At 58.4% G+C, this 15,149-nt stretch carries 11 protein-coding genes; 8 read left to right on the top strand and 3 right to left on the bottom strand.

The window, feature by feature from the left end:
• Window positions 1–27 precede the first annotated feature (27 nt).
• A complete protein-coding gene (gene xseA / locus PVT68_RS05700; protein WP_280321694.1) occupies window positions 28–1,383 on the top strand; it encodes an exodeoxyribonuclease VII large subunit in 1,356 nt (451 codons plus the stop codon).
• Between the two features lie 30 nt (window positions 1,384–1,413).
• Here xseA and PVT68_RS05705 read toward each other — a convergent pair whose 3' ends face one another.
• Window positions 1,414–2,394, bottom strand: a complete 981-nt coding sequence (locus PVT68_RS05705) for an NAD(P)H-quinone oxidoreductase (RefSeq protein WP_280321695.1) — start codon at window positions 2,392–2,394, stop codon at window positions 1,414–1,416.
• A 112-nt stretch (window positions 2,395–2,506) separates the two neighbouring features.
• Complete coding sequence (locus tag PVT68_RS05710) at window positions 2,507–4,798, bottom strand: TonB-dependent receptor (RefSeq protein ID WP_280321696.1); 2,292 nt, start codon at window positions 4,796–4,798, stop codon at window positions 2,507–2,509.
• A gap of 684 nt (window positions 4,799–5,482) precedes the next feature.
• On the opposite strand from PVT68_RS05710, the gene PVT68_RS05715 reads away from it, so the two are divergent.
• Complete coding sequence (locus PVT68_RS05715; protein WP_280321697.1) at window positions 5,483–6,682, top strand: acyl-CoA dehydrogenase family protein; 1,200 nt, start codon at window positions 5,483–5,485, stop codon at window positions 6,680–6,682.
• 15 nt (window positions 6,683–6,697) lie between these two features.
• Window positions 6,698–7,831: an acyl-CoA dehydrogenase family protein gene (locus PVT68_RS05720; protein ID WP_280321698.1), complete on the top strand. Its 1,134-nt coding sequence runs from the start codon at window positions 6,698–6,700 to the stop codon at window positions 7,829–7,831.
• Window positions 7,832–7,844: 13 nt separating this feature from the next.
• On the opposite strand, the gene pdxH is transcribed toward PVT68_RS05720, so the two are convergent.
• Entirely contained in the window at window positions 7,845–8,483 is a 639-nt protein-coding gene (gene pdxH, locus PVT68_RS05725) for a pyridoxamine 5'-phosphate oxidase (protein WP_280322473.1), read from the bottom strand.
• A gap of 232 nt (window positions 8,484–8,715) precedes the next feature.
• Between pdxH and PVT68_RS05730 the strand changes: the two genes are divergently transcribed.
• The 5 genes from PVT68_RS05730 (at window position 8,716) to tdh (ending at window position 14,939) form a co-directional block, all read left to right on the top strand.
• A complete protein-coding gene (locus PVT68_RS05730; protein WP_280321699.1) occupies window positions 8,716–10,365 on the top strand; it encodes a 5-guanidino-2-oxopentanoate decarboxylase in 1,650 nt (549 codons plus the stop codon).
• A 120-nt stretch (window positions 10,366–10,485) separates the two neighbouring features.
• Window positions 10,486–11,919, top strand: a complete 1,434-nt coding sequence (locus PVT68_RS05735) for an aldehyde dehydrogenase family protein (protein ID WP_280321700.1) — start codon at window positions 10,486–10,488, stop codon at window positions 11,917–11,919.
• Window positions 11,920–12,199: 280 nt separating this feature from the next.
• Window positions 12,200–12,415: a hypothetical protein gene (locus tag PVT68_RS05740; RefSeq protein WP_280321701.1), complete on the top strand. Its 216-nt coding sequence runs from the start codon at window positions 12,200–12,202 to the stop codon at window positions 12,413–12,415.
• A gap of 182 nt (window positions 12,416–12,597) precedes the next feature.
• Window positions 12,598–13,797 carry a glycine C-acetyltransferase gene (locus PVT68_RS05745; RefSeq protein ID WP_280321702.1) on the top strand — a complete coding sequence of 400 codons (1,200 nt, stop codon included), beginning with the start codon at window positions 12,598–12,600 and terminating at the stop codon, window positions 13,795–13,797.
• A 116-nt stretch (window positions 13,798–13,913) separates the two neighbouring features.
• A complete protein-coding gene (gene tdh, locus PVT68_RS05750; protein ID WP_280321704.1) occupies window positions 13,914–14,939 on the top strand; it encodes an L-threonine 3-dehydrogenase in 1,026 nt (341 codons plus the stop codon).
• The last annotated feature ends 210 nt before the right edge of the window (window positions 14,940–15,149 follow it).

Genomic DNA, 15,149 nt, shown 5'->3' on the forward strand with positions numbered 1-15,149 from the left:
GCCCAAACCGGATCACATGAGACCAAAATGCTAAATACCCCGCCCGGAATCGCCTCCCCGCTTCCCACCGACGGAAAACCTGTCCTCACCGTCAGCGAGCTCAACCGGGAAGTGAAACACCTGCTGGAAGGCAGCGTGCCACTGTTGTGGGTAGGTGGCGAAATTTCCAATTTTGCCGCTCCTAGCTCCGGGCACTGGTACTTCACCCTCAAGGACGCTCGCGCCCAGGTGCGTTGCGCCATGTTCCGTGGACGCAACCGCAGCGTGCGCTTCCAGCCCGCTAACGGTCGTGAAGTACTGGCCCGGGCCAGAGTCAGCCTGTATGAAGGGCGCGGCGAGTTCCAGTTGATCATCGAGCATTTGGAGGAGGCGGGCTTTGGCGCACTGATGCGCCAGCTGGAAGCCCTAAAAGCCAAGCTGCAGGCCGAGGGCCTGTTCGATCTGGAGCGCAAGAAGCCCCTGCCCTACTTGCCTGCCACCATCGGCATCATTACCTCGCCCACCGGTGCTGCGGTGCGGGACATGATCCAGGTGCTCGGCCGCCGCTACCCGGCCGCCCACATCGAACTGATTCCGGTTGCCGTACAAGGTCAGGGATCCGCGCGACAGATCGTCGAGGCCATTGATCTGGCCGGGCGCCTGCGGCGCCACGACCTCCTGATCGTGGGCCGCGGCGGTGGCTCTCTGGAGGACCTCTGGTCCTTTAATGAGGAAATCGTAGCCCGTGCACTGGCCGCCTGCCCCATCCCCACCATTTCGGCGGTAGGACATGAAACCGACACGACCATTGCTGATCTGGTGGCGGACGTGCGCGCACCCACGCCCTCGGCGGCGGCGGAAATCGCCAGCGCCAATGCGGCAGCTCTCAGCGAGGAAATTGACAGCGCCCACCGGCGCCTGACCCGCGCAATGACGCTACAGCTACGTCATCTGCATCAGCAGGTACAGTTGATCAGCAACCGTATTCGCCACCCGAGGGAGCAGCTTCAGAATCGGGCCCAGCGCCTTGACCACCTGGAAATGCGCCTTAAATCGGCCATCCGCAACAAGACGGTCGCCCGCGCCCAGCACCTCTCACAGCTGGAACGCGCTCTGACACACGTGCATCCGCAACATAGGATAGGGCGCGCACAGACCAGCCTGTCCCAACAACAACAGCGCCTGCACAAATCCATGCAGTTACTGCTGCAACACAAACGGGAACAGAGCCAGCACACAAGTCAGTTGTTGCACAGTGTCAGCCCTCTGGCCGTACTGGACCGCGGCTACGCCATTGTGCGCGACGATCAGCAACGGGTGATCCGCGATGCCAGCCAGGTCCGCTCTGGACAGCGCATCCATGCCAGGCTGGCCCAGGGTGACATTGCGGCGACGGTGGATTAATTACCCAAACACCACTACCCGGTAACTGCGTCAGGAGAGGGTCAGCACTATCTTGCCAATGTGCTGACTCGACTCCATCAGCCGGTGTGCTTCGACAACCGATTGCAGCGGAAAAGTAGCCGCTATCTGGGGCGCGATTTTGCCGGCGGCAATCAGAGGCCACACCTGCGACTCCAGGTCACGGGCGATTTTTGCTTTCACCTCCGGTGGCTGCGGACGCAGGGTTGAGCCGGTAAGCGTCAGCCGCTTCAACATTACCGGCAACAAATTCACTTCGACTTTGGCACCGGCAAGAAACGCAATATTGACGATGCGACCATCCTTCGCCGCACACTGGATATTGCGCTCTACGTAACCACCGCCAACCATATCCAGAATGACATCTGCCCCATTGCCATCGGTGGCTTGATTGATAACCTCGACAAAATCTTCTTCACGATAATTGATTCCGCGCTCGGCCCCGAGCTTCTCACAGGCCGCGCATTTATCTGCGCTACCTGCGGTGGCAAATACCCGAGCACCGAGACTGGCCGCAATCTGAATAGCGGCAGTGCCAATACCGGAAGAACCGCCATGGACCAGCAGGGTCTCCCCCGCCTTCAGGTGTGCCCGGTGGAGTAAATTGCTCCACACGGTAAAAAAAGTTTCCGGCAGTGCTGCCGCCTCAACCTCGGTCAAACCATCGGGGACAGGCAGGCACTGCCCTGCGGGTGCCACCGCATATTCCGCGTAGCCTCCGCCATTGGTCAGCGCACATACACGATCGCCCACTTGCCAACGGCTGACACCATCGCCGATTGCGGTTACCTCACCCGCCACCTCTAACCCGAGTATCGGAGAGGCGCCCGGCGGCGGCGGATAAAAGCCTGCACGCTGTACAATATCCGGGCGGTTAACACCCGCCGCGGCAACCCGGATCAATACCTCACCCGCGCCCGGCTCCGGCCTGTGGCCTTCCGCCAGCACCATGCTTTCCGGGCCACCGTACTCCGGCAGATCGATATAGCGCATACAGTTACTCCCCGATGTAAACAACGATTGCAAATGAACTGGGGGAGATCCTACAACAAAAAAAGCCCGGCTGGGCCGGGCTAAGCAAAGCTTGGAGGAGGTGAGGTAACGCTTAGATTTCGTAATTCAACTCAATGCCGACAATGCGTCCGCGATTGAGCGGTGTGAAGCTGGCCCCCACACCCCCAATGGTTTCGGGAAGCTGCGTGTCATTACCTTCGCTGACTTCATCCAGCATGTTCTTGCCAAACAATGCCACGCGATAATTGCCGGCATCCGGAGTGATTCCGATACTGAAGTCCACCATTTCCACCTCGCTTAACATCCCCCGATTGTCTTCGGTGTAGGCAGAGGCGTCGCGGTGGTTGTAGTTAAGACGGGAAGTCAAGGTACCCCAACTGCCGAGCTGAAGGTCGTGCACCATACCCACCCCATAGGTCCAGGGGGCGAGACGGGGAATTTCCAGCGCATAATCCGCAGAATCCACCACCCCATCAGTACCACTGATATCCAGCCAGATATCATCGTACTCACCATCGACATAACCCACATTCATGGTCAGCAGAAGATTGTCGGTAGCCGCCGCCATCATTTCGAATTCAGCGCCGCGAATGGTGGCGTCAGCGGTGTTGCGGATCAACTGGGTAACACCGGATATTGCGTTGGGCAGATTCAACTCCCGCTGCATATCCTCGATGGTATTGTGGAACAGCGCCATATTGGCCTTGACCCGGCCGCCGAGCCATTGCGCCTTGCTGCCGATCTCGAAACTGTTCTGCTCTTCCTGATCGGTCGGCCCTGGGAGATAGGGCAATCCGTTGCTGGGGTCAACCCCGGTATTGCGCATGTTATAGCCGCCGCTGCGGAAACCCTTGGTCCATACCGCATAGGCTTGAGCAGAGTCACTCAGCAACCATTGCAAGCCCACTTTGGGGGTAAATGCGCTCCACTCTTCGCTATCCGAAAAATCGTAAGCAGAGCAACCATCTCTATCACAGCCATTGCTGGGAAGAATGGTGGCGATATCCGCTGACTTATCTTCTTTTGAATAGCGACCGCCTAGTGTGAGCACCCAGGATTCATTTAGGTCAATATCTGCCTGGGTAAAGACTCCAACGGCCTTGTGATCTTGCACACCACCGCCTGCCATCAACAAAGAGCCGCCGGAAAAGCTACGCTGCTCGATATATTCCAGGTCCTGGCTAAACCAGTAGAGGCCAGTAGTGATAGCGGCGGCACCAAAGCGGCCGGAATAACGCAGTTCATTGCTGAGCTGACTCTGGTCGATCAAACTGTAAGAGTGGAAAATATGAATCGGTAAGGAATCGATATCCCCTTCACCGTCAGTTTCATAACTCCGCCACGCCAGTACATTGGTGATGGTACCATTGCCAAAGGCGACGTCCTGATTGTACTCGGCAATCGCCTGGCTCCAGTCGGTATCCGCCCAACCTTCCTCATCGATTGCCAGCTCAAAAGAGTCTTCACTGTTGTCCCAGTCGGTGACCCCAACCGACGCAGCAAATGCCTGGGCGCTGGCACCCCGGTTTTGCCCGGTAGGGCCGTCTGCATCCACATGGCCTTTTTCCATACGCACGATCAGATCGGCGGACTCACCCATCTCGACGGTGAAACTGGGGCGCACAAACCAGGTAGTGGAAGCACCCAGATTGTCATTGCCGGTGGCCTTGTTTTCAAACCAGCCCTGGTCATCGCTATAGTAAGCCGTGAGTCGTCCATTGACGTTTTCACTGATCTGGCCAGAAATCGTTCCCGCCAGATTGGTTTCCTCTTGTGCGGTGGTGGAAAAGCGTACCTTGCTGGTGAACTCTTCCGTGGGTTTCGCCGTTTTGACAACGACCGCACCGCCGGTAACATTGCGCCCAAACAGCAAGCCCTGAGGGCCACGCAATACCTCGATACCCTCCAGATCAAACAGATCCAGAATTACTCCGGCATTGATGCCCATGTACATACCATCCACAAATACACCCACCGTGGGATCGATGGAGGGGATGGAACTGCTGACCCCGAGGCCGCGCACGGTGAAGTTGGCGGTACTTTTAATGGTCCCGGCATCATCCATCTGCACATTGGGCATCTTGAAGGCGAGGCTTTCCAGATCGCGGGTCTGCAGCGCTTCCAGCTGATCCGAAGAGTAGGCTGTAGCCGCAATCGGCACGTCCTGTAGCCTCTCAGCATCGCCGCGCTTACGGGCAACAACCTGCACTTCTTCCAGCAGGGTGCTGACCGAATTCTCCGCGGCCTGAACGCTGCCTACACCACAGGCGAGCGACATGGCAGCAACAGAACAGGCAGAGGACAACGCCAGCTTTTTGCTCGTTGCAGCAGATTTATTCCATTGAAAGGGGGTTGGTGTGAAAGCGTCAAATGGGCTTCCCATATTTTCTCTCCATTGCACTAAGTTATTTTTATGTAATTTCCAGCAACAGAAACACCGCGACCGGTACAACCTGTTCGTCGTTTGTCTAAGCAGACGATCCGATCAGCAACCGCGCTGTTTTCTGCCGGCCACCATACTCTGGCGCCGACAGCGGAAAGACTACTAGAGGTTTTTCCGTTACAAAAGTGAAACTTTCCGAGTAACTTGTTCCGGTTTTGTCGCGCCAGACAAACCGTATCCAGAGAAAGATAGTCGCAAAAACGGCCGAGCAAACATGACTTCATCGTCACACATAACATTCCCGAGCGTTTGTTTCCGAAATTCTCCAAAACACGGCTTACCCTGACGACCGGCAACCGGTTGATCCTTTTGGTAACAACTTCACTATCCACAAATGGACTTGGCCACACCGACGAGTTTGTTCCGCCTGTCCGAGCGGTGCCATAACCTCACCGGTAAAGTTTTGTCGGGTTCCATCTCTCCAGCAGGGGAAATTTCGCAACCCGGGTAAAACCTGTTTACCCACCCCCCCCTCAAAAGCGGCGGCATTGCCATACTGCAATCTTCAGACGCAGTCCTCCGCCCCACCATTACCCCAGTGGTAGTGGTGTGGGCCGGATGCCCGGACCATTCTTTACCTCCCGGAAAAACCAACCAGAAAACAGTCTCGGGAGACAACTAACGGTGAACAGCGAGTACACACCAAAAGAACAGGAATTTCGCGCGGAGGTGAGAGAGTTTCTTCAGGAAAACCTGCCACAGGATATCCGCAGAAAAACCTTACTGGGCATGCACCTGAACAAAGACGACTGCGTGCGCTGGCAGAAAATCCTACACAAGAAGGGCTGGGCCGCGGTGAACTGGCCGGAGAAATTCGGCGGCACCGGCTGGAGCGCCAGTGAAAAAAATATTTTCGAAACCGAGTGCGCCCTCGCCGGCGCGCCGGAGGTTATCCCCTTCGGCATGAAAATGGTTGCACCGGTGATATTCACTTTCGGCAACGAAGAGCAGCAACAGCGCTTTCTTCCAGATATTCTCGCCAGCAACGTATGGTGGTGTCAGGGTTACTCAGAACCCAATGCGGGTTCCGATCTCGCTGCGCTCAAAACCACCGCCCGCCGCGACGGCGATTACTACATCGTCAACGGTACCAAAACCTGGACCACGCTGGCCCAGTATGCGGACTGGATTTTCTGCCTGGTACGTACCGGCGAGCCGGGTGAAAAAAACCAGAAAGCCATCAGTTTTTTACTGATCGATATGCGCAGCCCGGGTATCAGCCTGTCGCCGATACTTACGCTGGATGGCTACCGGGAAATCAACGAAGTGCACTTCGACAATGTACGTGTCCCCGTGGCAAATCGCATTGGCGAAGAAGGCAAAGGCTGGACTTACGCCAAGGTACTGCTCACCCACGAACGTACCAATATCGCCCGGGTTGCTCACTCCCGCTGCCAGCTGCAACGAGCCCGGGACCTCGCCAGTGCGACCAGCGACGGCGACGGAACCCTGATGGACAATGCGGTGTTCGCGCACAAATTCGCCGAAATTGAAATCGAGCTTCTGGCCCTGGAGTACACCGAACTGCGCACCCTGGACGCCATCCGCACCGGTCAGGCGCCCGGCCCGGAATCCTCGATATTGAAAATCAAGGGCACCGAACTGGCTCAGGCCATCGACGAACTGCATGCAGAAATTGCGGCCTGTAGCGGCATGCCCTACGTGCCCTGGCAACTGGAAGAGGAATTTGAAGGAGACACGGTCGGCAGTGACTCAGCCGTAAACAGCTGGCTGCGCTATTTCAACAATCGAAAATCATCCATTTACGGCGGCAGTAACGAAATTCAGAAAAATATCATTTGCAAGGCCGTACTGGGCCTGTAACCGGAGAACGCAGATATGGATTTTTCATTCAGCGAAGAACAAGTGCTACTGCGGGACAGCGTGGCCCGCTTTATTCGCCAGGACTACACCTTCGAGTTACGGCAGAAAACCGTTACCGGCAATGAACCATTCAATCGCGCCCACTGGCAACAGTTTGCGGAGCTCGGCTGGCTGCTGGTGCCATTCAACGAAGAAGACGGCGGGCTCGGGGGCAGTGCCGTGGATCTGATGCTGGTGATGGAGGAATTCGGTAAAGGAATGGTGGTAGAACCGCTGCTCGCCAGCGCGGTACTCGCAGGCGGCTTGATCGCAGAGTGCGGCTCAGCCGCGCAGAAAAGCGACTGGCTACTCCCGATGATGGAAGGACATTTGCAGCTGGCGTTCGCCTACGCCGAATCCCAAAGCCGGTTCGATCCAGGCAATATCGCCACTCGCGCAGTCGCCGATGGCGATCACTACCTGCTCAGCGGCCATAAAACGGTGGTGCTGAACGGCGCCGCCGCGGATGTTCTGGTGGTATCCGCGAACATTGGACAGGAAGGGGAGCCCGCCGTCAGTCTGTTAGTGGTGGATGCCGCAGCGCCCGGAATCAAGCGCAACAGCTATAAAACCGTCGACGGACACAATGCCGCAGAGATCTACTTCGATCAGGTACTCGTGCCCCGGGCAAACCTGTTAGGTAAAGAAGGCGAGGCCCTGCCGGCCATCGAAAAAATCATCGACCGCGCCACCCTGGCCATCTGTGCCGAAGCCGTGGGGGCGATGGAAAGCGCGCTGGAAAAAACACTTGAGTACACCAAAACCCGCAAACAGTTCGGTGTGAGTATTGCCAGTTTTCAGGCTCTGCAGCACCGCATGGCGGATATGTTTATCGAGTGCCAGCAAGCCAGATCCATTCTGATGATGGCGGCTATGGTCCTGGATACAAATGGCGGTACCGCTCCCGGCGCAATATCCGCAGCCAAGAGCCGTATCGGCAAGGCCGCGCGTCATGTGGGCCAGGAAGCGGTGCAGCTGCACGGGGGTATCGGCGTTACCGATGAGCTGGATGTGGCGCATCTGTTCAAGCGACTGACCAGCATCCAGTACCTGTTCGGAAGCACCGATTACCACACCCGGCGGTTTATCGACAGCCGCATCAACAACTAAACCGCGAGTAAAATCATGGACTGAGTCGCTCAATCTGCCACTCACCACCGTCCAGCGCGCGGTAGACAAAACGGTCGTGCAGACGCGAAGCACGCCCCTGCCAGAACTCTACCGCGTGAGGGATCACGCGGTAGCCCCCCCAGAACTCGGGCCGCGGCACTTCCTTGCCGTCAAATTTCTGCTGGTACTCGGCAAATTTGTCTTCCAGTACCTGACGGGAAACAATGGCATCGCTCTGATGGGACGCCCAGGCCGCGACCTGGCTGTCGCGGGGGCGAGAGCGGAAGTAGTCGTCGGCTTCGGCGTCCGTCAGCAACTCAGCCTTCCCACGCACGATGACCTGACGCTCGAGAAAATGCCAGGGGAACAGCAGCGACACCTTGGGGTTGGCGGTGATGTCCCAGGCTTTCTGGCTCTTCAGGTTGGTATAAAAAACAAAGCCGCGTTCATCAAAGCCTTTCAACAACACAATGCGCTGGGATGGCTGGCCACTGGCATCGGCCGTGCTCAGGCACATGGCACTGGGGTCGGAAATATCCGCCTCGACCAGCTCCTGCAACCACCCCCGAAACTGAGTGATCGGATCATCCGCCAGATCGCCGCGCTGCAATCCCCCCTGCAGATATTCTCGCCGCCACTGATCAATTTCCATCGCTGTCATACCCCTTTATCCATTCTAAAAACCAATTTCCAGATTTCCCGGCAAGTTTACGCAGTTGCGTGCCAATTCCCAATCCGCGCAATTTTCTCTCTTTTTCCCGGGGACTACACTCAATTTTCCTGCGTATTCCGCTCCACAAGCGCAGACTCTGCGGACGCTTGCAGCGCCTGGTGACGGCGGATAGGCTCGGTGCAAATTCGATAACGATGAAAGAGCTTGCCCCATGCACGGAACGGATCCGCAATGCACTGATCAGCAGCCGCCCCGCCCCAGTACCGGTCCCAGCTGCGCACAGGTTCTGATGCACCTGCTGCGCCAGTACCACATCGATACGGTCTTCGGTATTCCCGGCGTACACACCATTGAACTCTACCGCGGCCTGCCCGGCAGCGGCTTGACCCATATCACTCCACGCCACGAACAGGGCGCCGCCTTTATGGCAGATGGCTACGCCCGCGCCAGTGGCAAGCCCGGTGTGTGTTTCCTGATCACCGGCCCTGGCGTTACCAACGCCGCCACCGCCATGGCCCAGGCCTGGTCCGACTCTGTCCCCATGCTGGTGATCAGCGCGGTGAATCGCCGCGAGGATCTGGGGATGGGGCGCGGGCGATTACACGAACTGCCTCGGCAGCAGGATGTCAGCCGGGGGTTCTGTATCTGGCAACATACGCTGACCAGTGCCGAACAATTACCGGATGTGCTGGCGCGGGCTTTCCAGATGATGGTTGGCGGGCGCCCGGGGCCGGTACATATCGAAATTCCTGTCGACCTTTTTCCGGCCCCCATGCCGGGAGTGCTGACGGATTACCGGGCGGCGCCGGCACCGGTCCTGCCCGCAGCCAGCGCCGATGCTATCGCCAGCGCCGCCAAATGGCTCAGCAAGGCACGAAATCCCGTCATCCTGGTCGGCGGCGGCGCCCAGCAGTGCGGTGCAGCCTGTACCGCACTGGCGGAAAAACTTGCCGCGCCCGTATTTCTGTCGCTGGCAGCAAAAGGCATCGTCGACGAGCGCCACCCCCTGTGCGGCGGCGCCAACCTGAGTTTCAGCGATGTGCGCGCGCGCATTGAAAACGCCGATGTGGTCCTCGCCGTTGCCACCGAACTGGCGGAAACGGATCGCAACCTGGTCCGCGACAACTATCGTTTTAGCGGCAAATTGATTCGCGTGGATATCGACCCGGCGCAACTGGTGTGCAACGCCACCCCGGATCTCGCCATCTGTGCCGATGCCTGCGCGGTAGTGCAGCAGTTGTGTGATGCGTTACCCGCAGGCGACCAACAACGCCAGCAGCAGGTCGCCAGCGATGTCGCGGCATTAATCCGCGATTGTCGCAATGAATGGTGGACCGGTTCCGAAGAGCGTTTCCCCTGGGTCCAGGTGCTGCGGGAAGCCCTGCCGGCAGACGGCATTCTGGTGACCGACTCCACCCAGCTTGCCTACAACACCAACCACGCCCTGCCCCTGTACCACCCCCGCAGCCATATCACCTGCACCACTGGCTACGGCACCCTCGGCTTTGCGCTGCCCGCGGCCATCGGCGCGCGCCTGGCAAGCACGCGCCCGGTCGTTGGCCTGATCGGCGACGGCGGCATCATGTTCACCCTGGGCGAACTGGCGGCGGCGGTGGAACAGCAGCTGCCGCTGCCGATTCTGGTCTGGAACAACAGCGGCTACGGCGAAATTCGTGATTTCATGGATGAGGCTGCGGTACCGCAGGAAGGCGTCAATCTGCACGCCCCGGACTTTGTCGCCCTCGCCCGCGCCTTCGGCGCCGAGGGTTGCCGTATCGACAAGCCGGAACAATTGAGCGCAGCGGTGGCCGAGGCGTTTGCGCGCAAGGGCCCGACTCTGATTGAAATCACCGCGCCCTGAATCGGCGCCTGCGCCTTGGACTGTAGGAGCCTGCTTGCAGGCGAACCGGGCAGTGCTCCGAATCGTTCGCCTGCAAGCAGGCTCCTACAGACGAAACACAGAAAACGCGGAATAAACCCCATGAAAGAAATTGGCAATCTGTCCACTCACAAGCTCTACATCAACGGCGAGTGGCGCGACTCCAAAGGCGGCAACCTGCACCCGGTGATCAACCCCGCGACGGAAGAAGTCCTGTGCGAAGTCATCCAGGGCACCCTCGACGATGTGGACGACGCTGTGGCCGCCGCAAAAAATGCCTTCAAAGTGTGGCGCCACACCCGCGCAGCCAAACGCCAGGCGCTGATGCACGCGATTGCCGACGGCATGGAAGCGCGCAAACAGGACTTGGTGGATGCCGTTTCACTCGCGCTGGGCTGCCCCGCGCACATTACCGAGTGGCTGCATGTGGACGGTCCCATCTACGCCATGCGCTACTACGCCGACCGCGCCGCGGTAATGGAGGAAACCGAGAAAGCCGGCCACTCCCTGATTCTGCGTGAACCGGTCGGGGTGTGCGGCTTTATCACTCCGTGGAACTATCCCCTGCACCAGTTCGTTGGCAAGGTGGCGCCAGCACTGGCGGCGGGCTGCTGCATGATTCAGAAGCCTTCCGAGACCACGCCGCTGCAGGACTATGTGATGGCGGAAATCATCGACGCCGCTGGCGTACCCGCCGGCGTTTTCAACCTGGTGCCCGGCTCCGGCCCTGTCGTCGGTGCCGCCCTTGCTGCCCATGAAAGCATCGACATGGTGTCCTTTACCGGCTCCACCCGCGCCGGTGTCGAAGTGGCGAAAAGTGCCGCGCCCACCGTAAAGAGAGTCACCCAGGAACTGGGCGGCAAGTCGCCACTGATCATTACTCCAGATGCGGATCTCGACGCGGCGGTGCGCTGGGGCTGTGAAGATGTCTTCATCAACAGCGGCCAGACCTGTACCGCCCTCACCCGCATGCTGGTGCCGGCAGAGCACTACGAGGAAGCGGTGGCGATCGCCAAACAGGTGGCCGAAGGCATCGCCATGGGCACGGGTGACGACGCGTTTATGGGGCCCCTGTCCTCTGCCCGCCAGCGGGAAATCGTGCGTGGCTATATCGATAAAGGTATCAGCGAGGGGGCTCGCCTGGTGACCGGCGGCAGTGAAACGCCCGCGGGACTCGACCAGGGCTTCTACGTCAAGCCCACGGTGTTCGCCGATGTCACCAACGATATGGCTATCGCCCGCGAGGAAATCTTCGGTCCGGTCACCTGCCTGATACCCTACCGGGACATGGACGAAGCCATCGCTATCGCCAACGACACCGAGTATGGTCTTTCCAGCGGCGTCTGGGCCAAGGACGCCGAGAGCGCCATGCCCGTGGTGCGCCGAATCGAGGCCGGACTGTGTTTCGTCAACGGCGGCGAATTCAACTACGACGCGCCCTTCGGCGGGGTAAAGCGTTCCGGCAATGGGCGCGAGTTCGGCAACGCCGGCCTGGACGAGTTTATTGAGCTGAAATCGGTACAACTTCCCACATAAAATCCTGACCCACAGCCACATGTCGCGGCGCTGTTGACTGCCGAGGCACCCATCGCTATCTTTGCCCGCGACATCAAGAGAGTGGCTGACGCCAACGCCAACCTGCCTACCGGGGCAAGGTGGTTTCTCGTCACAGACTGTATCAATGTGCAGTCTGTGTAGAGGATGGGGCTCTCGCTGGACCGATTTGGTTTCAGCGTTGCAATCCTACCGGGATGCGATGGGTTTCTTGTACCCATCTCGCTTCCGCCGTCAGTCCTCCAGAATTTTTGGAGGGACCATGTCCGAATTTACGCTTTCCAGCACCGACGTTATCGAAATCCAGATTGCCCCGCAGCGCAGTCGCACGGCAGTCCGGGCGGTAAAACGCAACGATCGACGCCTGTTGTGGCAACTGCTGTTCGACTCGACGGAAGATGCGCTGGCCTTCGCCACTCATTGCCGAGCCAGCGACGTACCAGTCACTGCCCACAAGGCCTGTGAGCTGGCCAGATAACCAGATTTCATCGCGAAGGTCGGGTAATCGTCATAAATGACACCCCAACCTACACTTACGGCAGTTCGCCGGCGGATTCTCCACGAAGGGGACGGCACCGCCACAACGGTCGTTAATCGGGAAGATCTCCCCAAGCACATAGTCCTACTGCCAAAAGCACCACAGGAGCCAATAACAACGTCATGTCCAAGCCCGAGCAATTTTTCCAGCACCTGCGCGACGAACTGAAGCAGATCGAGGCCGACGGCCTTTACAAGCGCGAACGTATCATCACCTCTCAGCAAAGCGCTGAAATCCAGGTGAACAACGATACCCAGGTTCTGAACTTCTGCGCCAACAACTACCTCGGGCTTGCCAACCACCCCGACCTGATCCAGGCCGCCAAGGATGGCCTCGACCAGTACGGCTTCGGCATGGCTTCCGTGCGTTTTATCTGCGGCACCCAGGACATCCACAAAGCGCTGGAATTCCAGCTGTCTGAATTCCTGCGCACCGAAGACACCATCCTCTATACCTCCTGTTTTGATGCCAACGGCGGCCTGTTTGAAACCCTGCTGGGCCCCGACGACGCCATCATTTCCGATGCGCTGAATCACGCCTCCATCATCGACGGCGTGCGCCTGTGCAAGGCCAAGCGCTTCCGTTACGCCAACAACGATATGGCGGACCTGGAAGAACAGCTGAAAGCTGCCGACGCCGCCGGCGCAAAAACCAAACTGATTGCCACCGACGGTGTCTTTTCCATGGACGGTGTGATCGCCAACCTGAAAGGCATCTGCGACCTGGCTGACAAATACAATGCCCTGGTTATGGTTGACGACTCCCATGCGGTCGGCTTCCTCGGCGATCACGGCCGCGGCACCCATGAGTACTGCGACGTGATCGAGCGCGTCGACATTATCACCGGCACCCTGGGCAAAGCCCTCGGCGGCGCCTCCGGCGGTTTCACCTCCGGACGCAAGGAAATCATCGACCTGCTGCGCCAGCGTTCACGCCCATACCTGTTCTCTAACTCCGTGGCCCCTGCCATCGTCACCGCATCCCTGAAAGTGCTGGATATGCTGATCGAAGGCGGTGAACTGCGCGCGCAACTGGAAGAAAACTCCCGCTACTTCCGCGAGCGTATGGGCGAAGCCGGCTTCACCCTCGCTGGCGCCGACCACGCGATCATCCCGGTCATGATCGGCGACGCCGCGCTGGCGCAGAAGATGGCGGACAAGATGCTGGAAAAAGGCATTTACGTGGTGGGCTTCTTCTACCCGGTCGTACCCAAGGGCCAGGCCCGCATCCGCACCCAGATGTCTGCCGCGCACACCCGTGAACAGCTGGATCGCTGCATCGATGCCTTTATTGAAGTGGGGAAAGAACTCGAAATCATCTGATTTTGATTGGGCGGATACAACGTATCCCCCAGTCAGGTTCTGACGTCGCTAATTTTATTCGCCAAGCCTTAGGGTGGACATGCAACAACACGTGTCCACCATAAACAGAAGTATCTATGAAAGCTTTATCCAAACTGAAATCCGAACCCGGCATCTGGATGACCGATGTAGAAATTCCGGAACCGGGCCACAACGATCTGCTGATCAAAATTCGCAAGACCGCGATCTGCGGCACCGACATGCATATCTATCACTGGGATGAGTGGTCGCAGAAGACCATCCCGGTACCCATGGTGGTGGGCCATGAATACGTAGGCGAAGTGGTTGGCATGGGCCAGGAAGTGGCCGGTTTCAACGTGGGCGATAGAGTGAGTGGCGAAGGCCACATCACCTGCGGCCACTGCCGCAACTGCCGCGCCGGCCGCCGCCACCTGTGTCGCAACACCTACGGCGTTGGCGTAGACCGCCAGGGTGCCTTTGCGGAATATCTGGTAATCCCCGCGCTGAATGCGTTCAAGATTCCGGACAATATTTCCGACGAACTGGCCTCCATTTTCGACCCGTTCGGCAACGCGGTGCATACCGCGCTGTCCTTTGACCTGGTGGGCGAAGATGTGCTGATTACCGGCGCCGGCCCCATCGGTATCATGGCTGCTGCTGTTGCCCGCCACGTCGGCGCGCGCCATGTGGTCATTACCGATATCAATGATTACCGTCTCGAGCTGGCGAAGAAAATGGGCGCGACGCGCACCGTAAATGTGAGCCGCGAAAATCTGAAAGACGTGATGAAAGACATCGGCATGACCGAGGGCTTCGACGTGGGCCTGGAAATGTCCGGTGTTGCCGTCGCGTTCCGCGATATGCTCTCGGCCATGAACCACGGTGGTAAGATCGCCATGCTGGGTATTCCCCCGGGTGAAATGGCCATCGACTGGAGCCAGGTGATTTTCAAGGGCCTGATCCTGAAAGGCATCTACGGCCGCGAAATGTTTGAAACCTGGTACAAGATGGCAAGCCTGATCCAGTCCGGCCTCGATCTCTCACCGATTATCACGCACCAGTTCTCGGTGGATGATTTCCAGAAGGGATTTGACACTATGGGCTCTGGTGAATCCGGCAAAGTTATTCTGAACTGGCAGTAAAATATTCGCTTGGCTTACAGAGCTTAAGTTCCGAATAGAAGGCCAAGTACCGGGTGGAGCATTTCGAAAGCGTCGCAAACAGGGACGTTTGCGACGCAGCCTACAGGGATGTATTGAAGGGGGGCGCCTAGCCCGGTTTCGAAATGCTCCACCCGGTGCTTGGCCGCCACACACTTAAAACAGAGCGCCCAGACCTCAAAACCGGAAAAA

Origin of the sequence: Microbulbifer bruguierae (assembly GCF_029869925.1) — a bacterium.
Classification (GTDB): domain Bacteria; phylum Pseudomonadota; class Gammaproteobacteria; order Pseudomonadales; family Cellvibrionaceae; genus Microbulbifer; species Microbulbifer bruguierae.